Source organism: Sphaerotilus hippei (genome assembly GCF_003201595.1).
Lineage (GTDB): Bacteria > Pseudomonadota > Gammaproteobacteria > Burkholderiales > Burkholderiaceae_C > Sphaerotilus > Sphaerotilus hippei.
In genome coordinates this window covers 155,262-173,262 of record NZ_QJJS01000002.1, presented here as the reverse complement: position 1 = coordinate 173,262, position 18,001 = coordinate 155,262, and the positions used below count along the sequence as shown (strand labels likewise).

Below are 18,001 nucleotides of genomic sequence, written 5' to 3'. Positions count from 1 at the left end.
AAAACGGGGCCGAAGCCCCGTCAAGATCGGATCAGGCCGGTGGCCCGATGGACTCAGGCCGTGGCCGTCGCACCACCCGAAGTCATGGTGCCGGTCGACGAACCACCCGGGGGTTTGCTGGCCGGGGGCACCCAGTCCTTGGGCGGACGCGGAGCACGGCCGGACATGATGTCATCGATCTGGTCGGCGTCGATGGTCTCCCATTCGAGCAGGGCCGTGGCCATCGCGTGCATCTTGTCCTGGTTCTCCTCGATCAGGCGGCGAGCCTGGGCGTACTGCTCGTCGATGATGCGGCGGATCTCGCGATCGACCGTCAGCATCGTCTGCTCGGACATGTTGGTCGTCTTGGTGACCGAACGGCCCAGGAACACCTCACCCTCGTTGTCCGCGTAGACCATCGTGCCCAGCGCGTCGGTCATGCCGTAGCGGGTCACCATGTCGCGGGCGATCTGGGTCGCGCGCTCGAAGTCGTTGCTGGCACCGGTGGTCATCTGGTCCATGAACACCTCCTCGGCGATGCGGCCACCGAACAGCACCGAGATCGTCGACAGCATGCGGCCCTTGTCCATGCTGTAGCGGTCCCCTTCAGGCAGCTGCATGGTCACGCCCAGCGCGCGGCCGCGCGGGATGATGGTGACCTTGTGCACCGGATCGGTCTTGGGCAGCAGGCGCGCCACCAGCGCATGGCCGGCCTCGTGGTAGGCGGTGTTCTTGCGCTCTTCCTCGGGCATGACCATGGACTTGCGCTCGGGGCCCATCATGATCTTGTCCTTGGCCTTCTCGAAGTCGGCCATCTCCACGACCCGGCCACTGCGGCGGGCGGCGAACAGCGCGGCCTCGTTGACCAGGTTGGCCAGGTCGGCACCCGAAAAACCGGGCGTGCCACGGGCCAGGATGTCGGCACGGATGTCCTGGCCGATCGGCACCTTGCGCATGTGCACGTTCAGGATCTGCTCGCGACCGCGCACGTCGGGCAGCGTCACGTAGACCTGACGGTCGAAGCGGCCCGGACGCAGCAGCGCCGGATCCAGGATGTCGGGACGGTTGGTGGCCGCGATCACGATCACGCCCAGGTTCGTCTCGAAACCATCCATCTCGACGAGCATCTGGTTGAGCGTCTGCTCACGTTCGTCGTTCCCCCCCCCCAGGCCGGCACCACGGTGGCGACCGACCGCATCGATCTCGTCGATGAAGATGATGCAGGGCGAGCTCTTCTTGGCCTGCTCGAACATGTCGCGCACACGGGCCGCACCGACACCGACGAACATCTCGACGAAGTCGGAGCCGGAGATCGAGAAGAACGGCACCTTGGCCTCGCCGGCGATCGACTTGGCCAGCAGCGTCTTGCCGGTGCCCGGAGGGCCGACCATCAGCACGCCGCGGGGAATGCGCCCGCCCAGCTTCTGGAACTTCTGCGGATCCTTGAGGAAATCCACCAGTTCCTTGACCTCTTCCTTGGCCTCGTCGCAGCCAGCCACGTCGGCGAAGGTCACCGAGTTGTTGCTCTCGTCGAGCATGCGGGCCTTGCTCTTGCCGAAGCTGAACGCACCGCCCTTGCCGCCGCCCTGCATCTGGCGCATGAAGTAGACCCACACGCCGATCAGCAGCAGCATCGGGCCCCAGGAGATCAGCAGGCTGGTGATCAGCGAGGGCTCCTCGCGGGCCTTGACGCGGAAACGCACGCCGTTGGCGATCAGGTCACCGACCAGACCACGGTCCAGGTAGGTGGCCGTGGTGCGGACCTTCTTGTCATCGGTCGTGATGGCCTCGATGTCGGCTCCACCCGGGTTCTCCTGCAGCACCACGTCGCGGATGCGCTTGGCGCGCACCTCCTCGAGGAACTCGGAGTAACCGATCTGGCCACTGGACGTTCCGGTCCGTTCGAACTGCTTGAAAACCGTGAACAGCACCAGTGCAATCACCAGCCAGACAGCGACTTTGGAGAACCATTGATTGTTCACCGCGGCTCCTTTATAGAATCAATTGGCCCTGTGCCCGGGCCCAGCGATGCGCCAAACGCGCATACCTTCGCGGTAGATGGGGCTGATTTTAGTCCACACAAGGGGGACCCGACCGAGGCAATGCCCGTCGGGCGCTTGCGTCTTTCACGAACTTCGTGCATGGCGCACCGTTTCACGTCATGCCTTCGAGGGTTTCAGCCCGATCCCGACCAGGAAGGTCTCCGACGAGCGATCCCGGGAGGCCTTGGGCTTGACCGGCTTGACCACGCGGAAGGCTTGCCGGAAGGTGTCGACCAGCTGACTGTAGCCGCTGCCGTGAAACACCTTGCAGACCAGGGCTCCATCGGTGCGCAGGTGCGACTGGCAGAACTCGATCGCCAGCTCGACCAGATGCGCGATGCGCGCCGCATCGGAGACGTCGATGCCCGACAGGTTGGGCGCCATGTCCGACACGACGACATCGACCTTGCGCCCCTCCAGCAGCGACACCAGCTGCTCGAGCACGCTGTCCTCGCGGAAGTCGCCCTGGATGAACTGCACCCCTTCGATGGGCTCGAAATCGAGCAGGTCCAGCGCGATGATGCTGCCGTTGAGCTCGCCGACGGCCGCACCGCCGCCCGAGACCCCCTTGGGCGCCAGCCGGCGCCGCACGTACTGGCTCCAGGCGCCGGGCGTGGCCCCCAGGTCCACGACGACCTGGCCGGGCCGGATCAGGTGGAAGGTCTCGTCGATCTCCTTGAGCTTGTAGGCCGCGCGGGAGCGATAGCCGTCCTTCTGGGCCTGTCGGACGTAAGGATCGTGGATGTGCTCGTTGAGCCACGCCTTGTTGAGTTTCTTGCTTTTGGTGTCGACCTTCATGAGCGCACGATAATAGAGGAATGTCTGCAATCCAATTGACCCCGGCCCAGCGCAAAGAACATCGCGCGGCCGCCCACCACCTCGACCCGGTCGTCATGATCGGGGGCGAGGGACTCACTCCTGCCGTGACGAAGGAAATCGACGCCGCGCTCAAGGCCCACGGCCTGATCAAGATCCGCGTGTTCAGCGACGACCGCATCCAGCGGGAGGCCTTCCTGACCGAGCTGGCCGACCAGCTGGGCGCCGCGCCGATCCAGCACATCGGCAAGCTGCTGGTGCTGTGGCGGCCGATCCCTGCCAAGGCCGTGGCCGACGAGTCGACCAGCCGCCACCCCGGCCCGCGGGTCGTCAAGATCCTGAAGTTCTCCAAGAGCGGCAGCCAGCGTGCCCAGGTCAAGAAACTGACCGTGCTGGGCAACCAGCGCCTGACCGCCGGCGGCATCGTCAAGCGCACCAAGAAACGCCTGCTCAGCGTGAAGAAGCGCTCCCAGACGGACTGACCCGCCAGGCCCTTTCATCCATCGGCCGGTGAGCCCTTCGAGGGGGCTCACCGGCTTTTTCATGCCCGCGAGGCCGTCGCCGCGACCGGCCTGGCGCACGGACCCGATGCCGTGGCCGACACGCAGCGCCACATCAGCACCAGCAGCAGCAGGCCCTTGAGCGCGAAGAAGCTGCTGGATAGGCCATGCAGCATGCCGAAGCTCCAGCGCCCCGGGGTGCCCGCCTTGATGGCCTCCATCATCGGCTGCAGCGCGAAGTAGCCGAAGACGGTGCAGAACAGCGCCCCCAGCACCAGCAGCAGGCCGGTCATCGGCAAGGGGCTGCCCTGCAGCGCCGCCGAGCGCGCCAGGCGCCGCTCGATCAGGAACAGCGCCGCGGCCAGCCCCAGGGCCGCATGGGCCTCGATGCGGAACATCGCGCCAGCCACCTGGCCGGCCAGCACCCGGTCGAGCTGACCGAACAGCGTGGGCGCGACCACCAGCGCCAGCGTCACCACCAGACCCAGCCAGAGCGCGACCAGCACCCCACGCACGCGCAGCAGCATGTCGTGCTCCGATCTCAGGCGTAACGCACGTCGATGATCTCGTAGCGCTTGATGCCGCCCGGCGCCTGCACCTCGGCCACGTCGCCGGCGGACTTGCCGATCAGCGCACGCGAGATCGGCGAGCCCACGGAGATCAGTCCCTGCTTCAGGTCGGCCTCGTCCTCGCCGACGATCTGGTAGGTCACCTCCGCACCGCTCTCCTCTTCCTCGAGGTCGACGGTGGAGCCGAACACGACCCGCCCGCCCGCGTCGAGCGTGGACGGATCGATCACCTGGGCCACCGACAGCTTGCCCTCGACCTCCTGGATGCGGCCTTCGATGAAGCCCTGCTTGTCCTTGGCGGCGTCGTATTCGGCGTTCTCCGACAGGTCGCCCTGGGCGCGGGCTTCGGCGATCGCGGTGATGACGGCCGGGCGCTCCACCGTCTTGAGGCGATGCAGCTCTTCCTTCAGCAGCGCGGCGCCGCGTTTGGTCAACGGAATCGTGGCCATGTCTGTTCGTGTCTGTTCGTGGAAAGGAAATCGGAGAGCACCCAGGAAGGACCGCCGCCGCGCCCCCTGACGGGAGAGCGGCGGCGGGCTTCAGGCCGGATGCAGTTTAGTGCAGTTCGGCGTGCAGTTCCTGCAGGGAGACCACCGACAGGCCGTCCTGGTGCTTCAGGGCTTCGGTCGCGGCTTCGCAGCCGGCCATCGTCGTGTAGTAGGTCACCCGGTTGGCCAGCGCCGCGGTGCGGATGTAGCGCGAATCGGCGATCGCCGTGCGCGTCTCGTCCACCGTGGTGAAGACCAGCTGGATGTCGCCCGCCTTCACCATGTCGGCGATGTGCGGACGGCCATCCTTGACCTTGTTGACCACCTTCACCGGCACGCCGGCCGCCGCGATGGCTGCCGCCGTGCCCTTGGTGGCGACGATGTTGAAGCCCAGGCCGTTCAGGTCACGCGCCACGGCCACCGCACGGGCGTGTTCGCTGGACTTGACCGAGATGACGACCGTGCCGCTGCGCGGCAGGCGCGAACCGGCCCCGAGCTGGCTCTTGAGCATCGCTTCGCCGAAGGTCTTGCCCACGCCCATGACCTCGCCGGTCGAACGCATTTCCGGGCCGAGGATCGGATCCACGCCAGGGAACTTGTTGAACGGGAAGACGGCTTCCTTGACGCTGAAGTACGGCGGCACGACCTCGTGCGGCATCTGGCCGTCCGGACCACGCTGGTCGACCAGCTTCTGGCCGGCCATGCAGCGCGCGGCGATCTTGGCCAGGGGCTGGCCGGTCGCCTTCGACACGAAGGGCACGGTGCGCGAGGCCCGCGGGTTCACTTCCAGCACGTAGACGGTGCAGGCGTCGAGCCCCTGGGTCACGTCGCCCTGGATGGCGAACTGCACGTTCATCAGGCCGACCACCTTCAGGGCCTTGGCCATCAGGGCGGTCTGGCGGCGCAGCTCGTCCTGCAGCACGGCGCTGAGCGTGTAGGGCGGCAGCGAGCAGGCCGAGTCGCCCGAGTGCACGCCAGCCTGCTCGATGTGCTCCATGATGCCGCCGATCATCACGTCGGTGCCATCGCTGATGCAGTCCATGTCGACCTCGACCGCGTCGTCGAGGAAACGGTCCAGCAGCACCGGCGACTTCTCGCTGACGCGCACCGCCTCGCGCATGTAGCGCTCCAGGTCCTTGTCGCCGTGCACGATCTCCATCGCGCGGCCGCCCAGCACGTAGCTCGGGCGCACCACCAGCGGGTAGCCGATCTCGTTGGCCAGCGCGATCGCGGTGTCCTCGGTGCGCGCGGTGCGGTTGGGCGGCTGCTTCAGGCCCAGCGTGTGCAGCAGCTGCTGGAAACGCTCGCGGTCCTCGGCGATGTCGATCGAGTCGGGGCTGGTGCCGATGATCGGCACGCCGTTGGCCTCCAGGTCCAGCGCCAGCTTCAGCGGCGTCTGGCCGCCGTACTGCACGATCACGCCGACCGGCTTCTCGCGGTCGACGATCTCCAGCACGTCCTCGAGCGTCACCGGCTCGAAGTACAGGCGGTCCGAGGTGTCGTAGTCGGTCGAGACGGTCTCGGGGTTGCAGTTGACCATGATGGTCTCGTAGCCATCCTCGCGCATGGCGAGCGCGGCGTGCACGCAGCAGTAGTCGAACTCGATGCCCTGGCCGATGCGGTTCGGCCCCCCGCCCAGCACCATGATCTTCTTGTTCGTGGTCGGTGCGGCCTCGCACTCGCCGTCGGTGTTCTCGTAGCACGAGTACAGGTAGGCGGTCTGCGTGGCGAACTCGGCCGCGCAGGTGTCCACCCGCTTGTAGACCGGGCGCACGCCCAGCGCATGGCGGGCACGGCGCACGTCGTGCTGGTTGCTGCCCAGCAGCTTGGCCAGGCGGCGGTCCGAGAAGCCCTTCTTCTTCAGGTAGCGCAGCTCGGCGGCCGAGAGGCTGTCGACCGTGCGGCCCTGGAGCTGGCCTTCGGTCTGGATGATCTGCTCGATCTGCGCCAGGAACCACGGGTCGATCGCGGTCTCCTCGAAGATCTCGTCGAGCGTCAGCCCGATGCGGAAGGCGTCGCCGACGTAGAGGATGCGCTCGGGGCCGGCCTCGCCGATCTCCTCGATGATCTCGTCACGGTCGGTCGAGCGCTCGCTCAGGCCGTCGATGCCGGTCTCCAGGCCGCGCAGCGCCTTCTGGAACGACTCCTGGAAGGTGCGGCCCATGGCCATCACCTCGCCCACCGACTTCATCTGCGTGGTCAGGTGCGAATCGGCCGCCGGGAACTTCTCGAAGGCGAAGCGCGGGATCTTGGTGACGACGTAGTCGATCGACGGCTCGAACGAGGCCGGCGTCGCGCCGCCGGTGATGTCGTTCTTCAGCTCGTCGAGCGTGTAGCCCACGGCCAGCTTGGCGGCGATCTTGGCGATCGGGAAGCCGGTGGCCTTCGACGCCAGCGCCGACGAGCGCGACACGCGCGGGTTCATCTCGATGACGACCATGCGGCCGTCCTTCGGGTTGATCGAGAACTGCACGTTCGAGCCGCCGGTGTCCACGCCGATCTCGCGCAGGATCGCGATCGAGGCGTTGCGCAGCAGCTGATACTCGCGGTCGGTCAGCGTCTGGGCCGGGGCCACGGTGATCGAGTCGCCGGTGTGGATGCCCATCGGGTCCAGGTTCTCGATCGAGCAGACGATGATGCAGTTGTCCGCCTTGTCGCGGACCACTTCCATCTCGTATTCCTTCCAGCCGATCAGCGATTCCTCGATCAGCAGCTCCTTGGTCGGCGACAGGTCGAGGCCACGCTTGCAGATCTCCTCGAACTCCTCGGGGTTGTAGGCGATGCCGCCCCCCGTGCCGCCCAGCGTGAAGCTGGGGCGGATCACCATCGGGAAGCCCGCGCCGCCGATGTCGGCCTGGATGCTCTTCTGCACCGCCCAGGCCTCTTCCATCGAGTGCGCGATGCCGGACTTGGCCGAGCCCAGACCGATCTTGGTCATCGCGTCCTTGAACTTCAGGCGGTCCTCGGCCTTCTCGATCGCGTGCTCGTTGGCACCGATCATCTCGACGCCGTACTTGGCCAGCACGCCGTGCTTGTGCAGGTCGAGCGCGCAGTTCAGCGCGGTCTGGCCACCCATGGTCGGCAGCACCGCGTCAGGACGCTCCTTGGCGATGATCTTCTCGACCACCTGCCAGGTGATGGGCTCGATGTAGGTAACGTCGGCCGTGGCCGGGTCGGTCATGATCGTGGCCGGATTCGAGTTGACCAGGATGACCTTGTAGCCCTCTTCGCGCAGCGCCTTGCAGGCCTGCGCGCCGGAGTAGTCGAACTCGCAGGCCTGGCCGATGATGATCGGGCCGGCGCCGATGATGAGGATGGATTTCAGGTCTGCGCGCTTAGGCATTCTTCTTCTCCGCTTGTGCCGACATCAATGCAGTGAAGCGGTCGAACAGGTAGGCAATGTCGTGGGGGCCGGGCGAGGCTTCCGGGTGACCCTGGAAGCAGAACGCGGGACGGTCAGTGCGGGCCAGGCCCTGCAGCGTGCCATCGAACAGGCTGACGTGCGTCGGGCGCAGGTTGGCCGGCAGCGTGTCGGCGTCGACCGCGAAACCGTGGTTCTGGCTGGTGATCGACACGCGGCCGTTGTCCAGGTCCTTGACCGGGTGGTTGGCGCCGTGGTGGCCGAACTTCATCTTGAAGGTCTTCGCACCCGAGGCCAGCGCCATGATCTGGTGACCCAGGCAGATGCCGAAGGTCGGGATGCCGGTCTCGATCAGCTCGCGGGCGGCCTCGATGGCGTAGTCGCAGGGCTCCGGGTCGCCGGGGCCGTTGGACAGGAAGATGCCGTCAGGCTTGAACTGCTGCACTTCGGCAGCGGACGTCGTGGCGGGCACCACGGTGACCTTGCAGCCGCGCTCGGCCAGCATGCGCAGGATGTTGCGCTTGACGCCGAAGTCGTAGGCGACGACATGGAAACGCGGTGCGTCCTGGACACCGAAGCCCGGCTGGCCGTTCGAGCCGAACAGCTGCCATTCGGTCTCGGTCCAGACCTGCGGCTCGCTGCGGCTGACGACCCGGGCCAGGTCCTGGCCGGCCATGCTCGGCGCCGAACGCGCCAGGGCGACGGCCTCGTCGATCATCGCCTGGGTCACCACCGTGTCAGCGGCGAAGCCCATGATGCAGCCGTTCTGTGCACCCTGGGTGCGCAGCACGCGCGTCAGGCGGCGGGTGTCGATGTCGGAGATGGCCACCGTGCCTTCGCGGGCCAGGTAGTCGGAGAGCGTGAGCGTCTGCCGGAAGTTGGATGAACGGACGGGCAGATCCTTGATGATCAGACCGGCGGCATGGACTTTCGAGGCTTCGACATCCTGTTCATTGACACCGTAGTTGCCGATGTGCGGATACGTGAGGGTCACGATCTGCCGGCAGTAGCTCGGGTCAGTGAGGATTTCCTGATAGCCGGTGAGCGAGGTGTTGAACACCACTTCACCGACCGTGTGACCGGCAGCGCCGATCGAAGTGCCAAGAAAGACCGTGCCGTCTGCGAGTGCGAGGATAGCGGGGGGCAGGACGGGCAGCACGGGAACTCCGGATAGTGCGCACCCAGCGGAACGGCCTTCTTCCGCGGCGATCGCTCGAAGTCGCGCTCCTCCCACCCATGCAACAGGGTGACAAGGAAGCAGCGGCCTTCGGGAGGCGGACAGAGGGTAGGCGCTAGGCGGCGTAGTTGGCGGACAAACCGCGGGATTATAACCTTGACGGCATGCACCACTTTGCATCGCTGCCCCGTACACCCTGTTGCCGACTCGCTGGCGAGCCCCGCCACGGGGCGCGCCGGCCCGGCTTGCACCCCCGCCACCCCAGGGAGCGGGAACTAGAATGAGCTTCGCCGGGTCCACGCCCTGTCACTCACCGTCCTTTCTGGAGATCACATGGACCACAGCCTTCACGGCCTCCCCGGAACCACGGGCTCGGGGACTCAGGCCGCCCAGCGTCACCGCGTGCTGCGCAACACCTACTGGCTGCTGGCGCTGTCGATGGCGCCCACCGTGCTGGGCGCCTGGATCGGCGTGAGCACCGGCGTCATGGCCAGCCTGGGCATGGGCATGAGCCTGGTGATCTTCATGGCCGGCGCCTTCGGCTTCATGTACGCCATCGAGCGCACCAAGGAATCGGCCGTCGGCGTGGCCGTGCTGCTGGCCTTCACCTTCTTCATGGGGCTGATGCTCTCGCGCATGCTGGCGGCCGTGCTGGGCTTGCGCAACGGCGGCCAGCTGATCATGATGGCCTTCGGCGGCACGGCCGGCGTGTTCTTCGCGATGGCCACGCTGGCCTCGGTGATCAAGCGCGACCTGTCAGGCATGGGCAAGTTCCTGTTCATCGGCGCGATCGTGCTGCTGGCCGCCGGCCTGATCAACCTGTTCGTGCAGTCCAGCGCGCTGATGATGACGCTGTCGGTGATCGCGATCGGCCTGTTCTCGGCCTTCATGCTGCACGACATCAAGCGCGTGATCGACGGCGGCGAGACCAACTACATCAGCGCCACGCTGGCGATCTATCTGGACCTCTACAACATCTTCCAGAACCTGCTGGCCCTGCTGGGCATCTTCGGCGGCGAACGCGACTGAGCCCCGCCTGCGGGCGCGGCACACCGCACCCGCATCCAGGCCACCAACGACATCGGGCGCATCCCCTCGCGGGGATGCGCCCGATGTTCGTGGAGGCCCGGCCGGCGGACTCAGTACTCGCTGCCGCCGTAGGAGCCCGGCGCCAGGTTCTCGAACTTCGTCAGCGGCTTCAGGAAGGCCAGCTTGACGGTGCCGACCGGCCCGTTGCGCTGCTTGCCGATGATGATCTCGGCGACCCCCGGCTCCTTGGTGTCCTTGTTGTAGTACTCGTCGCGGTAGATGAACATGATGACGTCGGCATCCTGCTCGATGGCACCCGATTCACGCAGGTCGCTCATCATCGGGCGCTTGTCGGTGCGCTGCTCGACCGAGCGGTTGAGCTGCGACAGCGCGATCACCGGACACTGCAGCTCCTTGGCCAGCGCCTTGAGCCCGCGCGAGATCTCGCTGATCTCGGTGGCGCGGTTCTCGCCGCTGCTGGAGCTCGAGCCGCTCATCAGCTGCAGGTAGTCGATGATGATCAGGCCCAGCTTGCCACACTGGCGGGCCTGGCGCCGGGAGCGCGCGCGCAGCTCGGTCGAGCTCAGCGCCGGCGTCTCGTCGATGAACAGGCTGACGTTGCGCAGCTGGTCGACCGCCTCGGACAGCCGGCCCCACTCGTCGTCGCGCAGCGCACCGGTGCGCAGGTGCTGCTGGTCGACCCGCCCCAGCGAGCCGACCATGCGCAGCGCCAGCTGGGAGGCGCCCATTTCCATCGAGAACACGACGACCGGCAGCTGCTCCTTGACGGCCACGTGCTCGCCGATGTTGAGCGCGAACGCGGTCTTGCCCATCGACGGGCGGGCCGCCAGGATGACCAGGTCGCCCGGCTGCAGGCCGGCGGTCATGCGGTCGAGGTCCACGAAGCCGCTGGGCACGCCGGTGACGTCCCCGGCACCGTTTTCGGCCAGCTCCTGGACCCGGTCGATCAGCTGCACCACCAGGTTGTCCATCGACTGGAAACCCTGCTTGTTGCGCGAGCCCTCCTCGCCGATCTTGAAGATCTTGCCCTCGGCCTCGTCGAGGATCTCGGCCACCGCCTTGCCCTGGGGATTGAGCGCATTGGTGGCGATCTCGTCGCTGGCGGCCACCAGCTTGCGCAGGATGGCCCGCTCGCGCACGATCTCGGCATAGCGCCTCAGGTTGGCCGCACTGGGCACACTCTGCGCGAGCGAGTTCAGGTAGACCAGCCCGCCGACCTCCTCCGAGCGCCCCATGTTCTGCAGGTGCTCGTAGACCGTGATCACGTCGGCCGGCTTGTTGCCGCCGATCAGCGCCATGATGGCGGCATAGATCAGCTTGTGCTCGTGCCGATAGAAGTCGTCTTCCTTGAGCAGGTCACCGGCACGGTCGGACGCGCTGTTGTCGAGCAGCAAGCCACCCAGCACGCTCTGCTCCGCCTCGACTGAATGGGGCGGAATGCGCAGGCGGGCAACTTCATCATCACCACCGGACGAAGCGGCAGCGGCACCAGGAAACAGGACAGCCATGACTCGATGATAGGCGGGACGTCACCCGCGGCAGCAGAGGCGGAAACGAAAAAGGCCGGCATCAGCCGGCCTTTCAGGCAGTGAGAGCCGCAGAGCGATCAGGCGCTCTCGCCCACCACGGCGACGGTGACTTCAACCACGACGTCGGTGTGCAGCGCGACGGTCACGGCGTGCTGGCCGACGACCTTCAGCGGGCCGTTGGGCAGACGCACCTGAGCCTTGAGCAGGTCGAAGCCCATGGCCTTCAGGCTGGCAGCGACGTCAGCGTTGGTGACCGAACCGAACAGACGGCCATCGACGCCAGCCTTCTGGGAGACCGGGACGGTCTGGCCAGCCAGCTTCTCGCCTTGAGCCTGAGCGGCCGCCAGCTTCTCGGCGTGAGCCTTCTCGAGCTCGGCACGACGGGCTTCGAATTCGGCCACGGCCTTGGTCGTGGCACGGCGGGCAGCGCCCGTCGGGATCAGGAAGTTGCGGGCGTAGCCGTCCTTCACCTTGACCACGTCACCCAGGTTGCCCAGGTTCGACACTTTTTCGAGCAGGATGATTTGCATCAGTGGCTCCTCAGACCTTGTGCTGGTCGCTGTACGGCAGCAGGGCCAGGAAGCGAGCACGCTTGATGGCCACGGTCAGCTGGCGCTGGAAAATGGCACGGGTGCCCGTCAGGCGAGCCGGCGTGATCTTGCCGTTCTCGCCGACGAAGTCGCGCAGGACATCCATGTCCTTGTAGTCGATGTGCTCGACACCGGCGACCGTGAAGCGGCAGAAGCGCTTGCGCTTGAACAGCAGCGATTGCTGGTTGCGCTTGGTCTTGCGGTCTTTGGAAAACTTACCACGTGGCGGGGGCATGTGAACCTCCTAAAACGAATCTGGAACGTTGGAACGAGAGTCGAGCTCGATGATGTGCAGCATCACGCCACGCCCGTTGCGCTGCCTGGCCAGGAAACCGGTGACCTGGACGGTGGAACCCACCGCCAGACGCTCCAGTTGCAAGGCCGTTTCCCCGATGCCGGTGGCGTGGATCTCGAGATCCACCTGCCGCATCTGGCCCAGATGTTCCTGCCTGGAGGCATGGGACAGCCGGACATCCAGAGCCGGCAGGCCGGCGGGGGTGTAGCGCATGGGCAGACGCTCCATGATCTGGGCGCTGAGTTCAATCCGATTCATGACCGGTCTCGCTCGCGCGGATCAGGAGCTGGGCGTGCAGCGCACACTCAGGAGGTCGTCTCCTGCTGAGACTTGCGGGCTTCTTCCTTCTCGACGCGCTTCATCATCGCGGAAGGACCGGTGTCAGCCTTGTCCTTCTTGACGGTCAGATGACGCAGCACCGCATCGTTGAAGCGGAAGCCGGTTTCGAGCTCGACCAACACTTCCTTGGTGCACTCGATGTTGATGCACAGGTAGTGCGCCTTGGCCAGCTTGTTGATCATGTAGGCCAGCTGGAAGCGGCCCCAATCCTCAACACGGTGCACGGCACCGCCGCTGGCGGTCACCAGGCTCTTGTAACGCTCCAGCATGGCTGGAACTTGTTCGCTCTGGTCCGGATGGACCAGCAGCACGATTTCGTAGTGACGCATGGATACTCCTTGTGGGTTCCGTGAATCGGAAGCCGCACCGTTGCGTCTGTAACAGGTGCAGCAAGGGAAAGCCGACCAGTATAGCACCTGCCACCACCCCAGGTCCAGCAGACTATTCGCCAGGCCCCGGGAAGCGGATCGCATCGACGACCCGCTGGTGCGCCTCATGCTCGTCGGGGGAGGCCGGCCAGAGCCAGCTGCCCACCACCAGGGCCGCCATGCCCGCGGGCACGCCGAAGATGCCCGCGGCGATCGGCTCGATGTCCCACCACCGGCATTGCGCCAGCGGCAGGGTCACGCCGAACAGGGCCCGCAGCTGGGGCTGGTTGGTCACCATGTAGTAGAGGCACACGGCCAGCCCGACCAGCATGCCCAGGCTCGCCCCGGTCCGGCTGGCCCGGCGCCAGAAGATGCCCAGCACCAGCGCCGGGAAGAAGGCGGCCGCGGCCAGCGAGAACGCCGCCGAGACGAACTGCAGGATGTCGGCGAACTTCAGCGACGCGATGAACGCCGCCAGCAGCGCCACCACCAGCACCAGGAACTTGGACACCATGACACGCCGGATCGGCGCGGCCGCCGGATTGACCACGCGGTAGTAGAGGTCGTGCGACAGCGCATTGGAGATGGTCAGCAGCAGCCCGTCGGCCGTCGACAGCGCCGCCGCCAGGCCGCCCGCGGCCACCAGATAGGTCACCACCAGCGGCAGGCCGCCGATCTCCGGTGCCGCCAGCACGATGACGTCGCCCCCCAGGCGCATCTCGGCCAGCTGCAGCAGGCCGTCGCCGTTGACGTCCTCGACCGCCACCAGGCTGGGATCGAGCTTGCTCCAGCGCTGGATCCAGGCCGGCAGCTGATCGAAGGGCGTGCCGATCAGCGTGGTCAGCACCTCGTACTTGACCATCACCGCCAGCGCCGGCGCGGCCAGGTAGAGCAGCACGATGAAGAACAGCGACCAGGCCACCGAGCGCCGGGCCTCACGCACCGATGGCGTGGTGAAGTAGCGGGTCAGCACATGGGGCATGGCGGCCGTGCCCAGCATCAGGCACATCACCAGCGCGGCGAAGTTGCGGCGCGCCACCTCGTAGGCCGACCTCGACGCCGCATCCCCCGCCGGATCCCCTGCGGCATGGGGCAGCGCCTGGGGTGGCATGCCCGCCAGCGGCGCCGCGTGCAGCCGGGTCTCGTCGTACTGGTGCTGGTAGGCCAGGCGAGCGGCCTCCTCGGTCTGCGGGCGGTTGAGGTAGCGCCGCTCGGCACGCTGCTGCGCCGGCAGCGACGCGTCGGCCGCCTGCAGCGCACGGGCCTGCGCCGCCAGGGTCTCGGCATCGTCGACCATGGCCTGAGGCACGTCGTCGAGCTTGCGCTGCAGGTCGGCCGCCCGCAGCGCCAGCATGTCCCTCACCGAGCGTTCGCCGGGATCGTGCTGCAGGGCCGCCTCGCGGGCGCTCACCTGGGCCAGCTGCTGGCCGTAGCTCATCAGCGGCAAGGGGCTGCCGGTCTGGTTCAGCGACAGCCACACCACCGGCGTCAGGTAGGCGACGATCAGCACGATGTACTGCGCCACCTGGGTCCAGGTGACCGCCCGCATGCCGCCCAGGAAGGAGCAGACCAGCACCCCGCCCACCCCGACGAAGACGCCGACCTCGAAATTGAAGCCCGTCAGGTGGGAGGTGATCAGCCCGACGCCGTAGATCTGCACGACGACATAGACGAAGGACACCAGCACCACCGCGGCCACGCCGACCAGCCGCGGCAGCACGCCGCCGTAGCGGGCCCCCAGGAACTCGGGCAGGGTGACGCAGCCCTGGCGACGCAGGTAGGGCGCCAGCAGCAGGGCCACGAGGCAGTAGCCGCCGGTCCAGCCCAGGATGTAGGCCAGGCCGGCGAAGCCCTGCAGGTAGAGCACGCCCGCCGTGCCGATGAAGGAGGCGGCGGACATCCAGTCCGCCGCCGTCGCCATGCCGTTGTAGATCGCCGGCACCCGGCGTCCGGCCACGTAGTACTCGGCCTCGTCGGTGGTGCGCGACATCAGGCCGATGACCGCATAGACGATGACGGTGGCGAACAGGAAGGTGCCGCCGATCCAGCTGCGGGACCAGCCCACGCGCTCCAGCAACCCCAGCAGGATCACGAACAGCAGCACGCCGACGGTGTAGAGCGCATAACGCCGGTGCAGCACATGGGTGAACACCCTGGTCTGCTCCGAGGGCGCGGCAGGTCGGGACAAGAAGGTCTCTCCTCAGCAGGCGGCGGGACGACACGGGGCCGCACGGCAGCGCCGGCGCACGGCGCGCCGTCACAGTGTCGCCGCGCGCCGGCCCGCACCGCTCAAGAAAAACCCCGGGAATCGCTCGCGCGGGCCCGGGGTGCAGGGGTGGCGCAGGCCCGGACCGGTGAGGTCAGGGCCTGGCAGGACGCATCAGCGCTTGGCCAGACGCTTCCAGGTCTCGACGACCGTGTCCGGGTTCAGCGACATCGACACGATGCCTTCCTGAGCCAGCCAGTCGGCGAAGTCGGGGTGGTCGCTGGGGCCCTGGCCGCAGATGCCGACGTACTTGCCATGGGCCCGGCAGGCCGCGATGGCCCGGGAGATCATCGCCTTGACGGCAGGATCACGCTCGTCGAAGTCAGCCGCCAGCAGCTCCATGCCGGAGTCACGGTCCAGGCCCAGCGTCAGCTGCGTCAGGTCGTTGGAGCCGATGGACATGCCATCGAAGAACTCCAGGAACTGCTCGGCCAGGATGGCGTTGCTCGGCACCTCGCACATCATGATGACCCGCAGGGCGTCCTGGCCCCGCTTGAGGCCGTTGTCGGCCAGCATGCCGACCACGCGCTCGGCCTGCTTCAGGGTGCGCACGAAAGGCACCATGATCTCGACGTTGTTCAGGCCCATGTCCTGACGCACGCGCTTGAGGGCCTGGCACTCCATCTCGAAGGCCTCGCGGAAGTCGTCGCTGACGTAGCGCGCCGCACCGCGGAAGCCCAGCATCGGATTCTCTTCCTCGGGCTCGTAGCGCGAGCCACCGATCAGCTTGCGGTATTCATTGGACTTGAAGTCCGACAGGCGCACGATCACCGGCTTGGGCCAGAAGGCCGCGGCGATGGTGGCGATGCCTTCGGTCAGCTTGTCGACGTAGAACGCGCGCGGGCTGGCATGGCCACGCGCCACCGACTCGACCGCCTTCTTCAGGTCGGCATCGATGTTCGGATAGTCGAGGATGGCCTTCGGGTGCACGCCGATGTTGTTGTTGATGATGAACTCGAGGCGGGCCAGGCCCACGCCGGAGTTGGGCATCTGGCAGAAGTCGAAGGCCAGCTGCGGATTGCCGACGTTCATCATGATCTTGACGGGCGAATAAGGCATCTCGCCGCGTTCGACCTCGGAGATCTCCATCTCGAGCAGGCCGTCGTAGATCAGGCCGGTGTCACCCTCGGAGCAGGCCACCGTCACCAGTTGGCCGTTCTTCAGCTTCTCGGTCGCGTCACCGCAGCCGACCACCGCCGGGATGCCCAGTTCACGCGCGATGATCGCCGCGTGGCAGGTGCGTCCGCCCCGGTTGGTCACGATGGCGCTGGCGCGCTTCATCACCGGCTCCCAGTTGGGATCGGTCATGTCGGTGACCAGCACGTCACCGGGCTGGACACGGTCCATCTCGGCGATGCTGTGCACCAGACGCACCGGGCCGGTGCCGATCTTCTGGCCGATGGCACGGCCTTCGGCCAGCACGGCGCTCTGGCCCTTGAGCTTGTAGCGGTGCTCGGCCTTGCCGGCCGCCTGGCTCTTCACCGTCTCGGGACGGGCCTGCAGGATGTAGAGCTTGCCGTCGCCGCCGTCCTTGCCCCACTCGATGTCCATCGGGCGGCCGTAGTGCTGCTCGATGATGATCGCGTACTTGGCCAGTTCGGTGACGTCCTCGTCGCTCAGCGAGTAGCGGTTGCGCAGTTCGTGGGGCGTGTCGGTGGTCTTGACCAGCTTGCCCGAAGCGGCCTTCTCCTCCGGCGTGGCGAACTCCATGCGGATCAGCTTGGAGCCCAGGTTGCGGCGGATCACGGCCAGCTTGCCGTTCTTCAGCGCCGGCTTGTGCACGTAGAACTCGTCGGGGTTCACCGCGCCCTGCACCACCGTCTCGCCCAGGCCGTAGCTGGAGGTGATGAAGACCACGTCCTTGAAGCCCGACTCGGTGTCGATGGTGAACATCACGCCCGCGGCGCCCAGGTCGGAGCGCACCATGCGCTGCACGCCGGCCGACAGCGCCACGTCGGAGTGGGCGAAGCCCTGGTGCACGCGGTAGGAGATCGCGCGGTCGTTGTAGAGCGAGGCGAAGACCTCGCGCATCTTGTGCAGCACGTCATCGATGCCGACGACGTTCAGGAAGGTCTCCTGCTGGCCGGCGAACGAGGCGTCGGGCAGGTCCTCGGCGGTGGCCGACGAACGCACGGCGAACGAGGCGCCGGGGTGATCGGCGGTCAGCTGCTCGAACTGGGCCCGGATGGCCGCCTCGAAGTCGGCCGGGAACGGCGCGGACTCGACCCAGCCGCGGATCTCGGCACCGGCCTCGGCCAGTGCACGCACGTCGTCCGTGTCCAGCGCGGACAGGCGGGCGTTGATCTTCTCGGTCAGGCCGCCATGGGTCAGGAACTGGCGGAAGGCGTGGGCCGTGGTGGCGAAGCCCCCCGGCACACGAACGCCCGAGGCGGTGAGCTGGCTGATCATCTCGCCGAGAGAGGCGTTCTTGCCGCCGACCGTCTCGACATCGGTCATTCTCAGTTGTTCGAAAGGCGCGACCAGGGCGGTGGCCAGGTTGGTTGAAGACATGCAGAAGCTCCGTGATGTAAAAAAACCGGGGCGTCGCCAGCCAGAGTGCCCGTGCGGGCGTGCGTCGATCCACCACACCTTTGTGGGTGTTGTTCGTGGCGGGGTGGGATCGGAAAGCTCA

At 66.9% G+C, this 18,001-nt stretch carries 15 protein-coding genes; 2 read left to right on the top strand and 13 right to left on the bottom strand.

Annotated features, from left to right (window positions below):
• Positions 1 to 53 precede the first annotated feature (53 nt).
• Positions 54 to 1,961: an ATP-dependent zinc metalloprotease FtsH gene (ftsH, locus tag C7444_RS02795; RefSeq protein ID WP_110399314.1), complete on the bottom strand. Its 1,908-nt coding sequence runs from the start codon at positions 1,959 to 1,961 to the stop codon at positions 54 to 56.
• Positions 1,962 to 2,138: 177 nt separating this feature from the next.
• Positions 2,139 to 2,819 carry an RlmE family RNA methyltransferase gene (locus tag C7444_RS02790; protein WP_110399313.1) on the bottom strand — a complete coding sequence of 227 codons (681 nt, stop codon included), beginning with the start codon at positions 2,817 to 2,819 and terminating at the stop codon, positions 2,139 to 2,141.
• 20 nt (positions 2,820 to 2,839) lie between these two features.
• On the opposite strand from C7444_RS02790, the gene C7444_RS02785 reads away from it, so the two are divergent.
• Positions 2,840 to 3,319 (top strand): YhbY family RNA-binding protein, encoded by a 480-nt coding sequence (locus tag C7444_RS02785; RefSeq protein ID WP_110399312.1) that lies wholly within the window; start codon positions 2,840 to 2,842, stop codon positions 3,317 to 3,319.
• Between the two features lie 59 nt (positions 3,320 to 3,378).
• Here the strand turns inward: C7444_RS02785 and C7444_RS02780 are convergent, their stop codons facing one another.
• The 4 genes from C7444_RS02780 to carA all read right to left on the bottom strand — a co-directional run bounded on the left by C7444_RS02780 (position 3,379) and on the right by carA (position 8,914).
• Positions 3,379 to 3,864 carry a DUF4149 domain-containing protein gene (locus tag C7444_RS02780; RefSeq protein ID WP_110399311.1) on the bottom strand — a complete coding sequence of 162 codons (486 nt, stop codon included), beginning with the start codon at positions 3,862 to 3,864 and terminating at the stop codon, positions 3,379 to 3,381.
• A gap of 14 nt (positions 3,865 to 3,878) precedes the next feature.
• Positions 3,879 to 4,355 (bottom strand): transcription elongation factor GreA, encoded by a 477-nt coding sequence (greA, locus tag C7444_RS02775; RefSeq protein WP_110399310.1) that lies wholly within the window; start codon positions 4,353 to 4,355, stop codon positions 3,879 to 3,881.
• Between the two features lie 106 nt (positions 4,356 to 4,461).
• Positions 4,462 to 7,737, bottom strand: coding sequence for a carbamoyl-phosphate synthase large subunit (carB, locus tag C7444_RS02770; protein ID WP_110399309.1), 3,276 nt, complete (start codon positions 7,735 to 7,737; stop codon positions 4,462 to 4,464).
• Positions 7,730 to 8,914: a glutamine-hydrolyzing carbamoyl-phosphate synthase small subunit gene (gene carA, locus C7444_RS02765; protein ID WP_110399308.1), complete on the bottom strand. Its 1,185-nt coding sequence runs from the start codon at positions 8,912 to 8,914 to the stop codon at positions 7,730 to 7,732. Before carA ends, carB begins: the two co-directional genes overlap by 8 nt.
• 351 nt (positions 8,915 to 9,265) lie before the next feature.
• Between carA and C7444_RS02760 the strand changes: the two genes are divergently transcribed.
• The gene (locus C7444_RS02760) at positions 9,266 to 9,961 is read left to right on the top strand and encodes a Bax inhibitor-1/YccA family protein (protein ID WP_110399307.1); all 696 of its coding nucleotides are present in this window, start codon (positions 9,266 to 9,268) and stop codon (positions 9,959 to 9,961) included.
• 110 nt (positions 9,962 to 10,071) lie between these two features.
• Here C7444_RS02760 and dnaB read toward each other — a convergent pair whose 3' ends face one another.
• From dnaB to ppsA, 7 genes are all read right to left on the bottom strand, one after another.
• On the bottom strand, positions 10,072 to 11,490 hold the full coding sequence (dnaB, locus tag C7444_RS02755) for a replicative DNA helicase (protein WP_110399306.1): 1,419 nt from the start codon (positions 11,488 to 11,490) through the stop codon (positions 10,072 to 10,074).
• A 98-nt stretch (positions 11,491 to 11,588) separates the two neighbouring features.
• On the bottom strand, positions 11,589 to 12,041 hold the full coding sequence (gene rplI, locus C7444_RS02750; RefSeq protein WP_110399305.1) for a 50S ribosomal protein L9: 453 nt from the start codon (positions 12,039 to 12,041) through the stop codon (positions 11,589 to 11,591).
• A gap of 10 nt (positions 12,042 to 12,051) precedes the next feature.
• Positions 12,052 to 12,336, bottom strand: coding sequence for a 30S ribosomal protein S18 (rpsR, locus tag C7444_RS02745; RefSeq protein ID WP_110399304.1), 285 nt, complete (start codon positions 12,334 to 12,336; stop codon positions 12,052 to 12,054).
• Positions 12,337 to 12,345: 9 nt separating this feature from the next.
• Positions 12,346 to 12,654, bottom strand: a complete 309-nt coding sequence (priB, locus tag C7444_RS02740; RefSeq protein WP_110399303.1) for a primosomal replication protein N — start codon at positions 12,652 to 12,654, stop codon at positions 12,346 to 12,348.
• Between the two features lie 47 nt (positions 12,655 to 12,701).
• A complete protein-coding gene (gene rpsF / locus C7444_RS02735; protein WP_110399302.1) occupies positions 12,702 to 13,064 on the bottom strand; it encodes a 30S ribosomal protein S6 in 363 nt (120 codons plus the stop codon).
• Positions 13,065 to 13,176: 112 nt separating this feature from the next.
• A complete protein-coding gene (locus tag C7444_RS02730) occupies positions 13,177 to 15,291 on the bottom strand; it encodes a VC_2705 family sodium/solute symporter (protein ID WP_110399301.1) in 2,115 nt (704 codons plus the stop codon).
• Positions 15,292 to 15,483: 192 nt separating this feature from the next.
• Entirely contained in the window at positions 15,484 to 17,880 is a 2,397-nt protein-coding gene (gene ppsA / locus C7444_RS02725; protein WP_110399300.1) for a phosphoenolpyruvate synthase, read from the bottom strand.
• Positions 17,881 to 18,001 lie beyond the last annotated feature (121 nt).